Below are 19,157 nucleotides of genomic sequence, written 5' to 3'. Positions count from 1 at the left end.
CGATCATCGGTGCCGTGCGCAAGATTGCCGTGATGTTGGCCGCTGTCCTGCTGGCGTCGGGGTGCACCGGCGAACGCGCCGGCACGAGCACCTCGGCATCACCCTTGGAGCCCTCCGCGGCCGCCGCCAGCGGGTCGCCCGAAGCCGTGGTCACCGACGCGCCGGCAGGGACCTGGCGCCTGGCCACGCTGCCGGAGCTGGCCGGGCCGACCAGCGTGCTGTGGGACGTCGTGTCGGTGGACGCTACGCACGCGTGGGCCGTCGGCAGCGAGGCCTACTCGCCCGAGCGGCCGAACGACACCGGCACCCCGTTGATCCTCCAGTGGGACGGAGCGCGCTGGGCACGCGCGGCGCTGCCGGCGATCACGTGGCGCGGTCGGTTCGACCTCGTCGCGGCCGACTCGCCCTCGAACGTCTGGGCGGTCGGCAGCACGGCCGCCGCCGCGCCGGAGGACCAGGTGACGCACGTCCTGCACTACGACGGGACCGCCTGGCGGGAGGTGCCGTTCGGGCGGGGCAGCAGCAAGAGCTACGAGCTGATCACCGGACTCGCCGTCGTGGGTGGACACGCCTGGGTGGTCGGCAATCACCTGAGCGACGTGATCATCGAGCAGTGGGACGGCCGGTCCTGGCGGTCGCACCGGTCGCCCGCCGAATGCCGCACCGGCGGCACGTCCTTCGGTGGCATGCCGAACTTCTGCACCTTCACCGCGATCAAGGCCTTTCGTCCGGATGACGTCTGGGCCGCCGGCAACGGCGCGTGGAAGGGCTTCAAGGGCCCGCTGCTCTTTCACTGGAACGGCTCGGCCTGGCGTACGGTCCAGGTGGGCATCAACGAACAGGAGTCCTCGTTCGAAGCGCTCGCGGGTCGCTCGTCCGGCGAGCTGTGGGCGGTCGGCAACGGTGGCTTGGCCGTGCGCGGCGGCGGTGGATCCTTCGAGGTGCTCCGGGACGCGCCGGGTGGCGCCCTGCCCGACGTGGCGACTGACCCGGCCGGACTGCCGTGGCTGATCGAGGACTCCGCGGCGGGCGCGGCGTTCGCCACGTACGGCACAGGCGCGTGGGTCGGCATGCCCGCGCCGCGGCCGCCGGACGCGGTCGGCATGAGCCTGCACGGGATCGCCGGGAGCCCGGGCAGCCCGCTGATGTTCGCGGTGGGAGCGGCCGATCTCCCCACCAACCCGCGCTACCTGAGGGCGGTCGTGCTCGAGTACGTGCCAGGTCCGTCGACCGAATCGCGCGCTTGACCAGGTGTCGGTCAGGGCAGGATCTCGACGTACCCGTCGGTGCCGTGCACGCGGATCCGCTGCCCGTCCCGGATGAGCCGGGTGGCATCCACCACACCGACGACGGCAGGCAAGCCGTACTCCCGGGCGATCACTGCGCCATGGGTCATCAGGCCGCCCACCTCCGTCACCAGGCCCCTGACCGCGACGAACAGGGGCGACCAACTGGGATCGGTGTAGGCCGTGACGAGGATGTCGCCCGCCTCGAGATCGGCCTCCGCCAGGTCGAGGATGACGCGGGCCCTGCCCTCGATGGTCCCGGCGGAAACCGGTAGGCCGGCCAGGGCACCGGCCGGCACGTCGTCCCGCCGGTACGCGCCGACGACGGCCTCACCCTCAGAGGTGAGGACCCGGGGCGGCGTGAGCGCCTGGTACGACCGGAACGCCTCCTTGCGCTGCTGGATGAGCTGGCCATCCACCCTGTTCGAGCGCACGACGTCATGAAGCTCCTGGAACGTGAGGTAGAAGACGTCCTCCTTCGCAGGGAGCACGTCGGCCTGCATGAGGCGCTCGGCCTCGTCCAGCAGGGCCTGCTTGTAGACGAAGTAGCGGCTGATGATGGCGTACTTCGGGTACTCCCGGTAGCCGATGAAGGTCCGGACCCGGTCGATCATCCGCTTGGTCTCGTCGGCTTTCCGCTCTCCGTCCGGCAGGGCCCGCAAGCGCGAGAGCACCTCCTGTTCCTTCTTCTGCGCCTCCTGCCGTCCCTGCTGAAAGCGCCGCTCGGCCGCGCCCGGCTCGAAGTTCCTGACGTTGTCGAGGATCAGGGGCACGAGCGTGGCGGGGCGCTCGCTCCACCGCGGCCTCGTGATGTCGATCTCGCCGACGCAGCGCATGCCGTACCGGTCGAGGTAGGCCTCGATGGCGTCGCGCGCTTCCGTCCCGCCCGCGAGCTTCGGCAGCTCGTCCAGGAAGCCCTCGTCCTCGACGCCCTGCAGGAACGCCACCACCTCCGGGTGCGGGCGGATCACGTCGGCGACGTCGAGCAGCGCCAGTCCCATCTCCGAGGTGACGTTGTCGGGGGAGGACAGGGTGAGCGCGTCAGCCCCGTTCTTCTCGCCCAGCCACTCGTGCAGATGGTCGTTGAGCCACCAGGTGGCCTCGATCCCCGCCATGATCGCCTGCATGCTCAGCGGATCGCCGAGGACCCGCTTGTGCTCCTGGAACGCCTCCAGCAGGAAGTCGAACAGCGCCGGTCCGGTCTTCGTCCGGATGTCGCGCCGCAGGGCGGCGATGGACGCCTGGCTGCGCTCGATCAGCTCGGTGACGATGGCCGGGTCGGTCTCGATGGGGGCGGACGCGCCGCGGGCCGGCGGCCCACCGGGACCCGGGTCCGGGAGCGACGGGACGAAGTCGTCGCGGTCGAGGACGGTCTCCAGCGCGTCCCTGGTCAGCGGATCTTCTCTCCCCACCATCTCCAGGAAGCCGGCGCGGCCCGCGGGCGAGGCCAGGGCCCGGTTGGCGTCGACGAAAAGCCTCCCGCCGGCCTCGTGCATCGGCGCCATGGCCGTCAGCTGCCACATCGAGACGCCCAGTGGCTTCATGGGGTCGGTCATCATCTGTTGGTGACCGACTGAGAGGTAGACGTGGTTCCCCGCGTCGCTGGCCGCGGGGATGGGGAACAGCGTGGTGATCGGCCGGCTCTGGACGATCTGGAAGTCTTCGCCGACCAGGCACCATTCGATGTCCTGCGGGCGGCCGAAGTGCGCTTCGATCCGCCGGCCGAGATGCACGAGCCGCACGACCTGCGCGTCCGTCAGCGCCGGCTGCTCCTGCCGCCGCGGGTCGATCGTCACTTCCTGCGTACCGCCGGCGGGCAGGGCGTGCACGGCACGCTGCTTGGCGGCGACCGCCTTGGCGACGATCGCGCCGTCGCGCACCTTGAAGGTGTCCGGGTTCACCAGGCCGGAGACCAGGGCCTCGCCGAGGCCGAAGCTGGCGTCCACGGTGGCGACCTTCCGGTTGCCCGTGACGGGGTCGGCCGTGAACAGGATGCCGGCCGCGTGCGGGAAGACCATCTGCTGCACGACCACGGCCATGTGGACCGTACGGTGGTCGATGCCGTTCCGCTGGCGGTAGGTCACGGCCCGCTCGGTGAACAGCGACGCCCAGCACCGGCTGACGTGCTGGAGGATCGCCGCCGGCCCCACGACGTTGAGGTAGGTGTCCTGCTGGCCGGCGAAGGAGGCCGTCGGCAGGTCCTCTGCCGTCGCGCTGGATCGGACGGCGTAGCTGGCCTGCTCGTCGAACTCGGCGAGCGCGCGGGTGATCGCCGCCGCCAGATCGCCGGGGATGGTGATCCCTTCGACGGTCCGGCGGATCTCCGCGCTGAGCGTGCGGATCGCCTCCCGGTCGTCCGGGTTCAGGCGCGACAGCTGATCGAGCCGATCGTTGATCGACGGCGCTTCCGAGATGATCCGCCGGAAGGCGTCCGTCGTCACGCAGAAGCCAGCCGGCACTCGGATGCCGTCGATCCGCGACAGCCCGCCCAGGTGTGCGCCCTTGCCGCCGACGATCGCGAGCTGCGTCTCGTCAACATCCTGAAGATCCAACACGTACTGCCCGATCACTGCGACACCGCCGACAACGACACACGCACGTCGTGCTCCCCATTTCCGCAGGTTGTGGCCTCGGCCGACGATTCTGCGCCACCACACGGGTCTTGCCGCAAGCCCCCCGGTGCGCTATACGTTGGAAGTGGCAGGGAGAGAGATCTCCTTGCCTTTTTGCCTTTTTGCCGTCCGCGGGAACCGACAAGCCTCCCGCGAAGCGCGGCGGCGCGCCTCGTGCGGCGGCACGCGTCGCCGGCCCAGGTGAATGTCTGCGGGACGGAAGTGCGCTCCTTCGGCGGCAGCGCGGCTCCCGACCAACCCGGCTCCCCTCAACCGATCGCGTTTGCCACGGTGTCCGCTGGGGGCATTGACGGTGATCCGGTTCTGCCAGTAGACCTTGGTGATGGAGGCGCGCCGATGAGGAAAGCTCCGCTCACGCTGGAACAACTGCGCGTCGCGGTCGCCGAGGGCGAGATCGACACGGTGGTGCTCGCGCTGACCGACATGCAGGGCCGCCTCCAGGGCAAGCGCTTCCACGCGCCCTACTTCCTGGACCAGGTGGTCGCGCACGGCAGCGAGGGCTGCAACTACCTGCTCGCCGTCGACGTCGACATGAACACCGTCGACGGGTACGCCATGTCGAGCTGGGAACGCGGCTACGGCGACTTCGCCATGCGGCCCGACCTGGCCACCCTGCGCCGGGTGCCCTGGCAGCCCGGCACCGCGATGCTGCTGGCCGACCTGGAGTGGCTGGACGGCTCCGGCCCGGTGGTCGCCTCGCCCCGGCAGATCCTGCGCCGCCAGCTCGACCGGCTGGCCGCACACGGGCTGACCGCGTACGCCGGCACCGAGTTGGAGTTCGTGCTGTTCCGCGACTCGTACGAGGCGGCGTGGCGGCGCGGCTACCGCGACCTGACCCCGGCCAACCAGTACAACGTGGACTACTCGCTGCTCGGCACCGCCCGGGTGGAGCCGCTGCTGCGCCGGATCCGCACTGAGATGGCCGGCGCCGGGCTGACCCCGGAGAGCGCGAAGGGCGAGTGCAACCTCGGCCAGCACGAGATCGCCTTCCGCTACGACGAGGCGGTGGCCTGCGCCGACCACCACGTCATCTACAAGAACGGGGCGAAGGAGATCGCCGCCCAGGAGGGCATGTCGATCACCTTCATGGCCAAGCCGAACGCGCGGGAGGGCAACTCCTGCCACATCCACTTCTCGCTGCGCGACGCCGACGGCCGCTCCGCCATGCTCGGCGACGGGCCGGCGCACCTGTCGACCACCGGGCAGCGGGTGCTGGCCGGGCTGCTCGCCACCATGCGCGAGTTCAGCCTGCTGTTCGCCCCCAACGTCAACTCCTACAAGCGCTACCAGCCGGGCTCGTTCGCCCCGACCGCGCTGCGCTGGGGCACCGACAACCGCACCTGCGCGCTGCGGCTGGTCGGGCACGGCCAGGGGATGCGGGTGGAGAACCGCGTGCCGGGCGCGGACGTCAACCCGTACCTGGCGATCGCCGCGCTGGTGGCCGGCGCGGTGCACGGCATCGAGCGGGAGCTGGAGCTGGGCGAGGAGTGCGCCGGGAACGCCTACGACGACGGGGACGCCGAGCGCGTGCCCGGCACGCTCCGGGACGCGCTCACCCTCTGGGAGTCCTCGGAGACGGCGAAGGACGCCTTCGGGGACGAGGTCGTCGCCCATTACGCCAACCACGCGAAGGTCGAGCTGGCCGCCTTCGACGCCGCTGTCACCGACTGGGAGCTGACCCGTGGCTTCGAGCGCCTGTGACCTTGCGCTCCCGGTCGGCCAGGAGAAGGGTGGGGCGCGTGACCCAGGTGATCAACCCGGCGACCGGTGAGCCGCTGCGCGAGGTGCCGGCCACCTCGCTCGCCGAGACGGACGCGGCGGTCGAGCGGGCGGCGACGGCGTTCGAAACGTGGCGCGCGGTGGCGCCGGGGGACCGGGCGCGGCTGCTGCGGCGGTTCGCCGCCGTGGTCGACGAGCACCGGGAGGAGTTGGCGCTGCTGGAGGTGCGCAACGCCGGCCACACCATCGGCAACGCGCGCTGGGAGGCCGGCAACGTCCGGGACGTGCTCGACTACTACGCGGGCGCGCCGGAGCGGCTGACCGGACACCAGATCCCGGTGCCCGGCGGGCTCGACGTCACCTTCCACGAACCGCTCGGCGTGGTCGGCGTGATCGTGCCGTGGAACTTCCCGATGCCCATCGCCGGCTGGGGCTTCGCCCCCGCGCTCGCCGCCGGCAACACGGTGGTGCTCAAGCCGGCCGAGCTGACCCCGCTGACCGCGCTGCGCCTGGCCGAGCTGGCCCTCGACGCCGGCCTGCCGGAGGGCGTGTTCACCGTGCTGCCCGGCCAGGGGAGTGTGGTGGGCGAGCGGTTCGTCACCCACCCGGCGGTCCGCAAGGTCTGCTTCACCGGCTCCACCGAGGTCGGCACCCGGATCATGGCCGGCTGCGCCGCGCAGGTGAAGCGGGTGACGCTGGAGCTCGGCGGCAAGTCCGCCAACCTGGTCTTCGCCGACGCCGACCTGGCGAAGGCGGCGGCCTCCGCGCCGGCCGCGGTCTTCGACAACGCCGGGCAGGACTGCTGCGCCCGCTCCCGGATCCTGGTCCAGCGCTCGGTGTACGACCGCTTCCTGGAACTGCTCGAACCGGCCGTGCGGGCGTTCCGGGTCGAGGACCCGGCCGCCGAGAGCGCCGAGATGGGGCCGTTGATCTCCGCCGGGCACCGGGACCGGGTCGCCGGGTACGTCGACGGGGCGAAGGTGGCCTTCACCGGCGCCCGCCCCGACGGCGCCGGCTTCTGGCATGCCCCGACCGTGCTGCTCGCCGACTCCCCGGCCGACCGGCACTGGCGGGAGGAGATCTTCGGCCCGGTGGTCTCGGTGCTCCCGTTCGACGACGAGGCGGACGCGATCCGGCTGGCCAACGACACGGAATACGGGCTCTCCGGCTCGATCTGGACCCGGGACGTGGGCCGCGCGCTGCGGGTGGCCCGGGCGGTCGAGTCGGGCAACTTGAGCGTCAACTCGCACTCCTCGGTGCGTTACTGGACCCCGTTCGGCGGGATGAAGCGCTCCGGCCTCGGCCGGGAGCTGGGTCCGGACGCGCTGCACGCCTTCACCGACGTCAAGAACGTGTTCATCAGCACGGAGGAGTGAGATGCAGGGACGGCTTCAGGACCGGGTCGCCGTGGTGACCGGGGCGGGCAGCGGCATCGGCCTGGCCACGGTGCGGCGGTTCGCCGCCGAGGGGGCCCGGGTGGTCTGCGTGGACATCGACGCCGAGGCGGGCAAGCGGGCCGCCGAAGAGGTGGCCGGCGAGTTCGTCGCCGCCGACGTGTCCGACGAGGCGGCGGTCCGGGACCTCTTCGACGGGGTGGCCGAGCGGCACGGCCGGGTGGACGTGGCGTTCAACAACGCCGGCATCTCGCCGCCGGACGACGACTCGATCCTGGAGACCGGGCTGGACGCCTGGGAGCGGGTGCTGCGGGTCAACACGACCAGCGTCTACCTCTGCTGCAAGTACGCCATCCCGCACATGCGGCGGCAGGGCAAGGGCTCGATCATCAACACCGCCTCGTTCGTGGCGTTGATGGGGGCGGCGACGTCGCAGATCGCCTACACGGCGAGCAAGGGCGGGGTGCTGGCGATGACCCGGGAGCTGGGTGTGCAGTTCGCCCGGGAGGGCATCCGGGTCAACGCGCTCTGCCCCGGCCCGGTCGCCACCCCGCTGCTGCTGGAGCTGTTCGCCAAGGACCCGGAGCGGGCCGCCCGTCGCCTCGTGCACGTGCCGATGGGCCGGTTCGGCAACCCGGAGGAGATCGCCGCCGCGGTGGCCTTCCTGGCCAGCGACGACGCCTCGTTCATGACCGCCGCGCAGTTTGTGGTCGACGGCGGGATCACCGGCGCCTACGTGACCCCCCTATGAGTCGGCGGCCGGTGATCGGCATCACGGCGTACGTCGAGCCGGCCGGCTGGGCGGTGTGGCGGGACGTGCCCGCGGCGCTGGTGCCGCAGGCGTACGTCCGGGCGGTGACCGCGGCGGGCGGCCGGGCCGTGGTGCTGCCCCCCGACGACGCCGACGCCGACGTGCTGGGGGTGCTGGACGGGCTGCTGCTGGCCGGCGGCGCCGACGTCGGCCCGGAGCGGTACGGCGAGCCGCCCGACCCGCGCACCGAGAGCCGGCCGGACCGGGACGCCGGCGAGTTGGCGCTGCTGACCGCCGCGCTCGCCGCCGACCTGCCCGTGCTGGGCGTGTGCCGGGGGATGCAACTGCTCGCGGTGGCCTACGGCGGCGCGCTGCACCAGCACCTGCCGGACGTGGTCGGGCACGACGGCCACCGCCCCGCCCCCGGGGTGTACGGGTCGCACCCGGTCCGGTTCGCCGCCGGCAGCCTGGCCGGGGCGGTGATGGCCGGGGTGGACCGGGTCAACTCGTACCACCATCAGGGGGTGGCCGACCCGGGCGGCCTGGCCGTGACCGGCTGGGCCGACGACGGGGTGGTCGAGGCGGTGGAGGATCCGGCGCGGCGCTTCCTGCTCGGCGTGCAGTGGCACCCGGAGAACGACGTCGATCCCCGGCCGGTCGCCGCCCTGGTCCGCGCGGCGGCCACTGCTCGGGTCGACCCCCGGGCCCGCCCGACTCGCCCCCGGCCGCCGGTTGCGTCAGGATGAGGCGTAGGTAACCAGCGTCCAACCGTGGACCTGCGTTACGTTGCTCCTCCGTCGGGGTAGTAGGCGGGGACGACCGGCGTGATCGCGCCGGTCGTCGTGGACATTGGCCGGAGCGGGAGGCTGCATGGGCTCGGCCCAGGGGGGCGGGGACGTTGGTCAATCGTCCTCGGGGACCGGGGAGGCGAAACTCTCGCCACTGCTGACCGCGGCGTTCGCCGCCGGCGGCGAGATGGGCGAGCGGCTACGCGGCTTCGACTGGTCCACCACCCCGGTCGGCGCCCCGCACGGCTGGCCTCCCTCGCTCAGCCACGCGGTCAGCACCATGCTCTCCTCGCGCGCCCAGATCGTGCTGTTCTGGGGCCCGGACCACCTGGCCTTCTACAACGACGCCTACCGGCCCACCATCGGCGACAAGCACCCGGGAGTGCTCGGCCAGTCCGCCCGCCGGCACTGGGCGGAGACCTGGGACGTCCTCGGGCCGCTGCTCGACGGGGTGCACCGCACCGGCGTGCCCTACCGCGGCGAGAACCATCCCTTCGTGCTCAACCGGCACGGTTTCCTGGAGGATGTCTACTTCGACATCTCGTACGACCCCATCCGGGACGCCGACGGCAGCGTCAGCGGCGTGTTCTGCTTCGTCAACGAGACCACCGGGCGGGTGCTCGGCGAGCGCCGGCTGCGGACCCTGGCCGAGCTGGGCACCGAGCTGGCCGACGTGCGGAGCACCGTGGAGCTGGGCCGGACGGTCGCCCGGGTGCTCGACGCGCACCGGGCCGACGTGCCGTTCAGCGCCGTCTGGCTGCACGACGAGGACGGCGTCCCGGCGCTGGCCGGCTGCGCCGGAATGGACCCCGCCACGATCGCCGGCGGCCCCCCGCGCCACGACGGCGGCTCACCGGAGCACGCCCGCTGGGTCGCCACCGCCGATCTGCTCGGCGCGGTCCCGCCGGACGCCGCCGACCAGGCCCTGCTGCTGCCGCTCACCGCCATCAACGAGCGGGCCGGCGTACTGCTGCTCGGGGTGGCCCGCCGGCTGCCCTTCACCGACGACTACCGCCACTTCGTCGAGCTGGTCGCCGCCCAGATCTCCCGGGCCGTCGGCAAGCAGCGCGCGTACGAGCAGGAGCGGGCCCGGGCCGCCGAGCTGGCCGCGCTGGACCGCGCCAAGACCAACTTCTTCGCCAACGTGAGCCACGAGTTCCGCACCCCGCTCACCCTGGTGCTCGGGCCGCTGGAGGACCTGCTCGCCGACCGCGCCGTGCCCGACGCGTACCTGGACCGGCTGGCCGTGATGCACCGCAACGCGCTGCGGCTGCTCAAGCTGGTCAACACCGTGCTCGACTTCTCCCGGCTGGAGTCCGGCCGGCTGGGCGCCCGCTACCAGCCCACCGACCTGGCCGACTACACGTCCCGGCTGGCCAGCACCTTCCGCTCGGCCACCGAGCGGGCCGGGTTGCGCCTCGTGGTGGACTGCCCGCCGCTGCCCGCGCCGGTCTACGTCGACCGGGACATGTGGGAGAAGATCGTCCTCAACCTGGTGTCGAACGCGGTGAAGTTCACCTTCGACGGCGAGATCCGGGTCCGGGTCCGCGCCGACGACACCGCCGCCGTGCTGGAGGTGGCCGACACCGGCGTCGGCATCGCGCCGCAGGACCTGCCGCAGGTGTTCGAGCGGTTCCACCGGGTGCCCGGGGCGCGGGCCCGCACCCACGAGGGCACCGGCATCGGTCTCGCCCTGGTCCGCGAGCTGGTCGAGATGCACGGCGGCACGGTCGCGGCGCGCAGCGTCGTCGACCGGGGAACCACCTTCACGGTGACCATGCCGTTCGGGTACGAGCACCTGCCCGCCGACCGGGTGTCGGCCCTGGCCCCGGTTCCGCTGGCCGAGCCCGAGCAGCCCCGGCTCTACGTCGCCGAGACCGCGCTCTGGACCGACGAGGTGGCGCGCCCGGGCGGGCTGCCGGAGGAGGCCGGCGTGCCGGGCGGGGCGGGCCGGATCCTGGTCGCCGACGACAACGCCGACCTGCGCGAGCACGTCAGCCGGCTGCTCTCCCCGGCCTACGAGGTGGTCGCCGTGCCGGACGGCGTGGAGGCGCTGCGGCTGGCCGTCGACTCCCCGTTCGACCTGGTGCTGACCGATGTGATGATGCCCCGGCTGGACGGCTTCGGGCTGGTCACCGCACTACGCGCCAACCCGGTCACGCGGCACGTGCCGATCGTGCTGCTCTCCGCCCGGGCGGGCGCGGCCGAGGAGGTCGCCGGGCTCTCGGTGGGCGCCGACGACTACCTCACCAAGCCCTTCTCCAGCCAGGAGCTGATCGCCCGGGTCCGGGCCAACGTCGAGCTGGGCCAGCTCCGCGGCCAGATCATCCGCCGGCTGCGGGCGCTCGCCGACGCCGCGGTGGCGATCAACACCGCCCGGTCCACCGCCGACGTGGTGCGGGTCGCCGCGCGGCACGCGCTGAGCCTGGCCGAGGCCGCCCGCGTGGTGGTCACCGCCACCGGCGTGCGCTACGAGGCGGACGGCGGCGGGGACGCGTCCGCCGAGCCGTCGTTGGTGCTGCCGCTCACCGGCACCACCGACGAGCAGCTCGGCGAGCTGCGGGTCTGGCGCCGGGAGGGCGGCGGCACCGAGCAGGCGGCGCTGACCGAGCTGGCCCGGCTGGTCGGCGTGCGGCTGGAGAACGCCCGGCTCTACGAGGCCGAGCACCGGATCGCCACCACCCTCCAGCACAGCCTGCTGCCGCGGACCCTGCCGCAGCTGCCCGGCGCCGTGGTGGCCAGCCGCTATCTGCCCGGCAGCGCCGACGTCGAGGTCGGCGGCGACTGGTACGACGTGATCGGCACCGCCGGCGACGAGTTGGTGCTGGTGATCGGTGACGTGGTCGGCAAGGGGGTGCGGGCCGCGGCCGCGATGGGCCAGCTGCGCAACGCGCTGCGGGCGTACGTGCTGGAGGGCTACGACCCGGGCGAGGTGCTGACCCGGCTCAACCGGCTGGTCGGCACCACCGAGGGCGGCTCGTTCGCCACTCTCGTCTGCCTCCGCTTCTCCCCGCGCACCGGCCGGCTCCGGTACGCCAGCGCGGGTCACCCCTCACCGCTGCTGATCCGGGGAGACGACGTGGTGTTCCTGCACGACCGGGCGCTCGGGCCGCCGGTCGGGGCGATCCCCGGCACGGCGTACCGGACGGTCGACGGCGAGCTGGCCCCGGGCGGCCGGCTGCTGCTCTACACCGACGGGCTGATCGAGGACCGGGAGGCCGGCATCGACGCCGGGCTGGGTCAGCTCCGGGCGGCCGCGGCCATCCCGGGTGAGCACGTGGCCGACCTGGTCGACGCGGTGGTCGAGCGGGTCGCCGGGCGGACCCGGCACGACGACGTGGCGGTGCTCGCGCTGGAGGCGACCGAGCTGAACCGCTTCTCGCTGCGGCTGCCGGCCGACCCGACCCGGCTCAGCGTGCTGCGCAAGCGGCTGGAGGACTTCCTGGTCGCCCACCACGTCGGCGAGACCGACCTGTTCGACCTCACCGTGGCCATCTCCGAGGCCGCCGCCAACGCCATCGAGCACCCGGTCGCCCCGGCCGAGCCGATGATCGCGGTTGAGGTGACCATCGAGGACCGGACGGTGACGGCCAGGGTGCGGGACAGCGGCCAGTGGCGGGAGCCCAGCGGGTCGAGCTTCCGGGGCCGGGGGCTGGCGCTGATCCAGGCGCTCGGCGAGATGACCGTGACCCGCACGGACGACGGCACCGAGCTGATCCTGCGCCGCCGGCTGGCGGACTAGGGCGCCGCGGGCGGCCGTGGCTCAGGCCGCCGCCAGCCAGTCCTGCTCGCCGAGGCCGGAGATCTCCAGCACCCGCCGGACCTGCCGGGACGGCAGCACGGCGAACGTGCCGGGGAACTGCTGGGCCAGCCGGACCACCGCGTGGATCGCGGCCGAGTCGAAGAAGGTCACCGCCCGCAGGTCGAGCGTGACGTGCCGGGCGGACTCCCGGAGGACCGTCTGGTACATGGTGTCGGCGGTCGCCATGTCGACCTCGCCGGTCACCTGGACCCGCAGTTGATCGCCGTCGAGCTCCGCGGTCGCGGAGAAGACGGGCGGGGCGCCCCCTTGATCCACGGAGCCACAATGGCACAGCCCCTGCGGCGCGGCAACAACCTCGGCGAGCGGGCCGTGGCGGGGGTCACCGGGGGCCCGGCGATAGGCTGTCGTCATGACCGTCCGTGCGCCGCTGACCCCAGGCACGCTCTCCCCGTGGCGGGCGGTTCCCGCCCACATCCCGCGTCCCGAGTACGTGGGCAAGAAGCGTCCCCAGGAGTGGCGCGGCTCGCACGTGCAGACGCCGGAGACCATCGAGAAGATGCGGATCGCCGGCCGGTTGGCCGCCCAGGCCACCCAGCTCGCCGGGGAGCACTGCAAGCCGGGGGTGACCACCGACGAGATCGACAAGGTGGTCCACGAGTTCCTCTGCGACCACGGCGCCTACCCCTCGACGCTGGGCTACAAGGGCTTCCCGAAGTCCTGCTGCACCAGCCTCAACGAGGTCATCTGTCACGGCATCCCGGACACGACGGTGCTCGAGGACGGCGACATCATCAACGTCGACGTGACCGCGTACATCGGCGGCGTGCACGGCGACACCGACGCCACCTTCTGCGTGGGCGAGGTGAGCGAGGAGGCCCGCCTGCTGGTCGAGCGGACCCACCAGGCGATGATGCGCGGCATCAAAGCGGTCGCCCCGGGCCGGCAGATCAACGTGATCGGCCGGGTCATCGAGTCGTACGCCAAGCGGTTCGGGTACGGCGTGGTGCGCGACTTCACCGGCCACGGCATCGGCGAGTCCTTCCACAGCGGCCTCTACGTGCCGCACTACGACAGCCCGCGCCCCACCGACGTGATGGAGCCCGGGATGACCTTCACCATCGAGCCGATGATCACCCTCGGCACCCACCAGTACGACATGTGGGACGACGGCTGGACCGTGGTCACCAAGGACCGCCGGTGGACGGCGCAGTTCGAGCACACCATCGTCGTGACCGACGACGGTTACGAGATCCTGACCCTGCCGTGACCGAGACCCCGGCGGCGCTGCGCGAGGCGCACCACGCGGACGTGTCCGGCGGCTGGCTCCGGCCGGCCGTGTTCGGCGCGATGGACGGGCTGGTCACCAACATCGCGCTGATCGCCGGGGTCGGTGGCGGCGGGGTCTCCCCGCGCAGCATCGTCCTCACCGGCGCGGCCGGGCTGGTCGCCGGCGCCATCTCGATGGGGCTGGGGGAGTACACCAGCGTCCGCTCGGCCAACGAGCAGGTGGCCGCCGAGGTGGCCAAGGAGCGGCGCGAGCTGGAACGGCACCCCGAGGCGGAGGCCCGCGAGCTGGCCGACGCGTGGGTGGCCCGGGGGCTGCCCCGGGACCTGGCCACGCAGGTCGCCGAAGCGGTCCGGCGCAACCCGGAGGAGGCGCTGCGGGTGCACGTCCGCGAGGAGCTGGGCGTCGACCCCGACGAACAGCCCAGCCCCTGGGCGGCGGCGGTCTCCTCGTTCCTCTGCTTCTCCGTCGGCGCGCTGGTGCCGCTGGTCACCTACCTGCTCGGCTTCACCAGCCTGGCGCTGGCGCTCGGCGTCGGCGGGGTGGGGCTCTTCGTGGCCGGCGCGATCGTGGCCCGGTTCACCAACCGGGCCTGGTGGTCCAGCGGCCTGCGGCAGCTCCTGCTCGGCGCCCTCGCGGCCGGCGCCACCTACCTGGTCGGCACGCTGATCGGCATCCAGGGCGGGATCGGCTGACCGGCCCGGCCGGCCTCACCCGCCGAGCAGGTCGTCCACGGTGCCGTCGACCGGGCGGCCCCGGGCGGCCAGCTCCTCGGCCTGGCGCGCCAGCACCGTGCCCACCTCGGTCATGTCCGCCCCGGCCAGGCCGGTGCGCCGCACCGCGTCGCCCGGGTCGCGGAAGTAGGTGCGGCTGAGCAGCCCGTGCACGGTGGCCGCGGCCAGCCGGGCCTCGCCGAGCATGAGCAGCGCCGGGTCGGTCTCGTACCACTCGGCCAGCCGCAGCGCCCGGGCGTGCGCGGCGCTGCCCCGGTACCACGCCTGCCGGGCCGCGGCGCTGAACTCGGCCGGCCGGGCCCGGGCCAGCCGGGCCAGGTGCTCGTCGCGGAGGGTGCGCAGCCAGCCGGTCGGGTCGTGCAGGGCGCGGGTGGTGACGTACCGGTCGGCGGTGAGCGGCCAGAGCGCGGTGATCGCCGTGGCCTGCCGCAGGTAGTCGTCGGCCCCGGCCACGGTGAGGTCGACCAGCACCCCGTCCACCCGGCGGGTGGCCGGCGACGGCCCGCCGCCCGGCCGGTAGGTGGCCACCAGCAGCCCCACCTCGCCGTTCCCGCCGCCGTCGTCGTCGCCGTGCGCGAGCGGGCCGTGCACCGCGACGGCGAGGACGTCCGCCGGGAACCGGCGCAGCGCCGCGTCGCTCACCCGCTCGGCGACCCGCCACCGGGGATCGTCCAGATATCGGTCGGTGTCCAGCTCGGCGCCGCTGGCGTCCACGGTCCACCTCCGTTCCGCGCGCGGCCCGCCCGGTGGCGGCCCGGCGCGCGTCGACCGACCACCACCCTAGCCAGCCGGACCGGCCCCGCCGGCTCGCCGCGCCCGGGGGTCAGGCGGCCGGCTCGCCCACCGGGACCAGCCGGAACACCCGGATCTCCCGGCCGCCGGCCCGCTCGACGTAGGTGCGGTAGGCGGGCCACTCGTCGACCAGCCGGGTGAACAGCCGCTCCCGCTCCGCGCCGCCGATCGGCTCGGCGCGCACCGGGACCCGGCGCCCCCTGACGTCGACCTCGGCGGCCGGCTGGGCGAGCAGGTTCAGCGACCAGGCGGGCTGGTGCTGCTGCCCCCAGTTCGAGCCGATCACCACGTAGGCGTCGCCGTCCGGCACGTAGAGCAGCGGGTTGCTGCGCGGCTTGCCGGAGCGGCGGCCGGTGGTGGTGAGGACCAGCGAGGGCACCAGCCCGAAGGCGACCACCCGCCCCTTGGTCAGCCGGCCGACCAGCCGGTCGGCGGGGACGAGCAGGCGCATGGTGGCGCCGAACCACTTCTGGTGACCGAGACGACGGGTGAGGGATCCCAGGGCGGACACCCGCCCAGTGTGCCGGCCGCAACCCGCCCGCGACACCCCCCCCCGACCGGTCGGACCGGATCGAGCGCGGTCAGTCCAACCGGCGCTCCACCGGCAGCCGGGACCGGGTGAGCAGGGCCGCCCCGAGCATGGCCACCAGCGGCACCACCACCAGCACGGTCAGCGTCGACGCGGGCACCACCAGCGGGTACGGCGGCTCCACCGGCCAGGACTGGGCGTACCGGCGGTTGAGCGAGACCAGGATGATGGCCGCCGAGCCCAGGCCGGCGACGATGCCGAGCACCGAGCCGAGCACCGCGATCACCCCGGCCTGGCAGAGCGACAGCACCCGGCGTACCCGGGGATCGGCGCCGACCGCGGCGAGGGTGGACAGGTCCCGGCGGCCCTCGGCGGCGGCGAGGCCGGTGGCCACCGCTGCCGCGCCCAGGGTGATCACGGCGGACGCGCCGGCCAGCAGGAGCAGCAACGGCCGCTGGTCGGACGGCGGCCCGGCCGTCGCCACCTGGATCGAGAGCGGGGCGACGTCGGCCAGCTCGGCGGCCAGCCGGTCCCGCTGGCGGTCGGTGGGCGGGCCGGCGGTGTCGACGAGATAGCCCAGCGGCACGGCGACCAGGCCGAGCGCGGTGGCCGCCGCCGGGGAGACCACCAGCCGGTCCACCGGAAGGCCGCCCCGCAGCACGTACGCGGGCAGCATGACCACGCTCGTCGGGCCGCCGCCCGAGCCGTCGGCGACCTCCACCCGCACCCGCCCGTCCACCAGCTGGCGGGGATCGGTGACCACCACCCCGCCGGCCTGGAGCGTCCGGCGGGCCGCGGCCACCTCCTCGGCGGGTGCGCCGGTGATCGCGGGCAGCGCCGTCCCGTCGTCCACCAGCGGCGGCAGGTAGAGGTCGCTGGGCTCGCGGAACGGCCGCACGCAGCGCGGGTCGGACCGCGCCGAGGCGGGCGCGGGAGCGAACGGTTCGTAGGGGCAGCGCTGCTCGGGCGGCCGCACCGCGGTGGCGAGGCAGTATTTCTGCGGGTCGGTCGGCCGGGCGCACGCGGGTGCGGCGAGCGGGACCACGGTGGCGTCCGGCAGCACGGCCGCGATCCGCTCCGCCACCTCGCCTGCCGGGGGCAGCGCGCCGGTGGCCGGCTCGTCGGTGCGCTGGAGCAGCACGTTGCCCGGGGGGAGGCCGGGCTGCCAGGCGGCCCGTTGCCGGGCGTCGTCGCTGGCCACGTAGACGCCCATCGCCACGCTGCCGGCCACCGCCGCCATCACTGCCGAGATCGCCGGCGCGGCCGACGAGCGGTTGCGGCTCGCGTCGCGCAGCGCCAGGCGGGGCGTCAGCGGCAGCAGCCGGCCGATCCCGGCCAGCAGGCCGATCAGCGTCGGGGTGCAGAAGACCAGGCCCAGCTCGCCCAGGACCACCCCGGCCAGCACCCCGGTCGGTGTGGTCCGGGTGGCGCCGAATGCGGCCAGGGCGGCGCCGGCCACCGTGAGCAGCAGCCCGAGCACCAGCCAGCGGCGGCGCGGCCGGGGCGGCTCACGCCGGCCGGCCAGCCCGGCCACCACGTCCTGCCGGGACGCCGCCCAGGCAGGCGCGAGCGCGGCCAGCACGCCGGCGAGCACCGCCACCGCCAGGATCGCCAGGAGCGCCACCGGGAAGATCCGGTACGCCCCGGACCGCGCGCCCATCACGTACTGCTCGACCAGCGGCCGGCCGGCGAACGCGGCGCCGACCCCGAGCAGCAGCCCGACGACCGCCCCGCCCGCACCGAGCACCACGCCGTCGGCGAGCACGATCCGGCGCAGGTGCCGGGCGTCCCCGCCGGCCACCGCGACCAGGGCGAGGTCCCGCCGCCGGCGGCGGACGCCGACCGCGAAGGCCGGGCCGACCAGCAGCACCACCTCCAGCAGGCCGAGCCCGCCGACCAGCACGGTGTTGCCGGCCTCCTCGGCGTCGGGCAGCTGCGGGCCGGTGGCCATCTCGTCCCGCCCGGGCAGCGGGGTCCGGGCGGTCACCAGGATGCCCCGGGCGTTCAACCGGTCAGCCAGCGCCGCGTCCATCGGCCCGGGCAGGTCCACGAGCCAGCTCTCGTCGGTCATCCCGGGCAGTCCGGGTGGCAGCTCGGGGCGGAGTGCGACCACCTCCCGGAGGTTGTCGGGGAACTCCACCACCCCGACCAGCCGGTAGGTGGCGCCGTCCACAGTGCGCACCGGCTCGCCCAGCCGGGCGCCCAACCGGCGCAGTGCCGCCGGGCTCACCGCGATCTCGTCGGGGCGGGTGGGCCGCCGGCCCTCGTGCAGGATGGCCAGCGGCCGGGCGAGCGGGTCGGTGAGGTCGACGGCGCGGGCGTCGAACGACACGCTCTTCCCGTCGATCCGCACCTCGAACGGCACCCACCAGCGCATCCGGGTGAGCCGGCTGCCGGCGGGCAGCAGGGCACGGACCTCGTCGGTCGTCACCGGGCGGGTCGGGGGTACCGAGTCGCCCCCGACCGGCCAGGAGCCCTCGCCCCAGGCGTCCTGGGAGATCGCGTTCAGGTCGACCCAGCGCACCATCGCGTCGGCGGCGCCGAGCTGCCGGTCCAGCCGCTCGGCCCGGCTCAGCTCGGCCATGTCGTAGCTCACCGCGGCGAAGCTCAGCCCGAGCACCGGCAGCGCGATCATCACCAGCACCAGCGCGGTACGCCGACGGGCCCGCCGGGCCTCACGGCGGGCGATCCGCAGCGCGGCCCGCCACGACCCGAGCGTGGCGGCGAGCCGGCCCCGGTTCACCGACCGCTGCCGCTGAGCAGGTGCTCGACGCCGACCAGTGGGGCCGTCGAGTCGACCAGCACCCCGTCGCGGAGGAAGACCACCCGGTCCGCCCAGCCGGCGTGCCGCGCCTCGTGGGTGACCAGCACCCCGGCCGCGCCGGCGTCCACCCGGCGACGCAGCAGGTGCAACACCGCCTCGCCGGCCTGCGAGTCGAGCGCGCCGGTGGGCTCGTCGGCGAGGACCAGGCGGCGCTCGCCGACCAGGGCCCGGGCGATGGCCACCCGCTGCTGCTGGCCGCCGGACATCTGGTCGGGGAACCGGTCGGCCAGCCCGGCCACATCCACCTCGGCGAGCGCGGCCAGGGCCAGCCGGCGGGCGACCCGGACACCGGCGCCGTCCAGTTCGAGGGGGAGCGCGACGTTCTCCACGGCGGTGAGGCTGCCGAGCAGGTTCAGGTCCTGGAAGACGTACCCGATCCGGCGGCGGCGCAGCCGGGCCAGGTCGCGAGCCGGCAGGCCGCCGAGGGATTCGCCCTCGACCAGCACCTCGCCGCCGGTCGGCCGGTCCAGCCCGCCGGCCAGCGCGAGCAGGGTGGACTTGCCGGAGCCGGAGGGGCCCATCACCGCCACCAGCTCGCCGGCGGCCACGGTGAGGCTGACCCCGCGCAGCGCGTGCACGGCGGCCTCCCCGGCGCCGTGGGTGCGGTGCACCGACCGCAGTTCCAGCACTCCGTCCATGGGGCCACCTCCCGCCGTGCC

At 74.2% G+C, this 19,157-nt stretch carries 14 protein-coding genes; 8 read left to right on the top strand and 6 right to left on the bottom strand.

Features of this window, described 5'->3' with window-relative positions; genetic code table 11:
• The first annotated feature begins 14 nt into the window (after positions 1-14).
• Entirely contained in the window at positions 15-1,247 is a 1,233-nt protein-coding gene (locus tag ABZV78_RS07000; RefSeq protein ID WP_355636080.1) for a hypothetical protein, read from the top strand.
• An 11-nt stretch (positions 1,248-1,258) separates the two neighbouring features.
• On the opposite strand, the gene rph is transcribed toward ABZV78_RS07000, so the two are convergent.
• Entirely contained in the window at positions 1,259-3,856 is a 2,598-nt protein-coding gene (rph, locus tag ABZV78_RS06995; RefSeq protein WP_355636078.1) for a rifamycin-inactivating phosphotransferase, read from the bottom strand.
• Positions 3,857-4,255: 399 nt separating this feature from the next.
• On the opposite strand from rph, the gene ABZV78_RS06990 reads away from it, so the two are divergent.
• From ABZV78_RS06990 to ABZV78_RS06970, 5 genes are all read left to right on the top strand, one after another.
• Positions 4,256-5,620 (top strand): glutamine synthetase family protein, encoded by a 1,365-nt coding sequence (locus tag ABZV78_RS06990; protein WP_355636076.1) that lies wholly within the window; start codon positions 4,256-4,258, stop codon positions 5,618-5,620.
• 38 nt (positions 5,621-5,658) lie between these two features.
• Positions 5,659-7,014: an aldehyde dehydrogenase family protein gene (locus ABZV78_RS06985; protein WP_355636074.1), complete on the top strand. Its 1,356-nt coding sequence runs from the start codon at positions 5,659-5,661 to the stop codon at positions 7,012-7,014.
• A gap of 1 nt (position 7,015) precedes the next feature.
• Positions 7,016-7,783, top strand: a complete 768-nt coding sequence (locus tag ABZV78_RS06980; RefSeq protein WP_355636072.1) for a 3-oxoacyl-ACP reductase — start codon at positions 7,016-7,018, stop codon at positions 7,781-7,783.
• Positions 7,780-8,529 carry a gamma-glutamyl-gamma-aminobutyrate hydrolase family protein gene (locus ABZV78_RS06975; RefSeq protein WP_355636070.1) on the top strand — a complete coding sequence of 250 codons (750 nt, stop codon included), beginning with the start codon at positions 7,780-7,782 and terminating at the stop codon, positions 8,527-8,529. Before ABZV78_RS06980 ends, ABZV78_RS06975 begins: the two co-directional genes overlap by 4 nt.
• 124 nt (positions 8,530-8,653) lie before the next feature.
• A complete protein-coding gene (locus ABZV78_RS06970) occupies positions 8,654-12,313 on the top strand; it encodes a SpoIIE family protein phosphatase (protein WP_355636068.1) in 3,660 nt (1,219 codons plus the stop codon).
• A 21-nt stretch (positions 12,314-12,334) separates the two neighbouring features.
• Here the strand turns inward: ABZV78_RS06970 and ABZV78_RS06965 are convergent, their stop codons facing one another.
• The gene (locus ABZV78_RS06965) at positions 12,335-12,649 is read right to left on the bottom strand and encodes an STAS domain-containing protein (protein ID WP_355636066.1); all 315 of its coding nucleotides are present in this window, start codon (positions 12,647-12,649) and stop codon (positions 12,335-12,337) included.
• A gap of 94 nt (positions 12,650-12,743) precedes the next feature.
• Between ABZV78_RS06965 and map the strand changes: the two genes are divergently transcribed.
• Together map and ABZV78_RS06955 are read left to right on the top strand one after the other, a co-directional pair.
• Entirely contained in the window at positions 12,744-13,601 is an 858-nt protein-coding gene (gene map, locus ABZV78_RS06960; protein ID WP_355636064.1) for a type I methionyl aminopeptidase, read from the top strand.
• Positions 13,598-14,314, top strand: a complete 717-nt coding sequence (locus ABZV78_RS06955; RefSeq protein WP_355636062.1) for a VIT1/CCC1 transporter family protein — start codon at positions 13,598-13,600, stop codon at positions 14,312-14,314. Before map ends, ABZV78_RS06955 begins: the two co-directional genes overlap by 4 nt.
• 15 nt (positions 14,315-14,329) lie before the next feature.
• Here ABZV78_RS06955 and ABZV78_RS06950 read toward each other — a convergent pair whose 3' ends face one another.
• The 4 genes from ABZV78_RS06950 to ABZV78_RS06935 all read right to left on the bottom strand — a co-directional run bounded on the left by ABZV78_RS06950 (position 14,330) and on the right by ABZV78_RS06935 (position 19,136).
• Entirely contained in the window at positions 14,330-15,067 is a 738-nt protein-coding gene (locus ABZV78_RS06950; RefSeq protein WP_355636060.1) for a nucleotidyltransferase domain-containing protein, read from the bottom strand.
• Positions 15,068-15,176: 109 nt separating this feature from the next.
• Entirely contained in the window at positions 15,177-15,656 is a 480-nt protein-coding gene (locus ABZV78_RS06945) for a nitroreductase family deazaflavin-dependent oxidoreductase (protein ID WP_355636058.1), read from the bottom strand.
• 70 nt (positions 15,657-15,726) lie between these two features.
• Entirely contained in the window at positions 15,727-18,417 is a 2,691-nt protein-coding gene (locus tag ABZV78_RS06940) for an FtsX-like permease family protein (RefSeq protein WP_355636056.1), read from the bottom strand.
• The gene (locus tag ABZV78_RS06935; RefSeq protein ID WP_355636054.1) at positions 18,414-19,136 is read right to left on the bottom strand and encodes an ABC transporter ATP-binding protein; all 723 of its coding nucleotides are present in this window, start codon (positions 19,134-19,136) and stop codon (positions 18,414-18,416) included. The genes ABZV78_RS06940 and ABZV78_RS06935 overlap by 4 nt, the downstream gene beginning before the upstream one ends.
• Positions 19,137-19,157: the final 21 nt, after the last annotated feature.

Origin of the sequence: Micromonospora sp. NPDC004540 (genome assembly GCF_040610095.1) — a bacterium.
Lineage (GTDB): Bacteria > Actinomycetota > Actinomycetes > Mycobacteriales > Micromonosporaceae > Micromonospora.
This window is presented reverse-complemented; position numbering and strand designations above follow the sequence as displayed.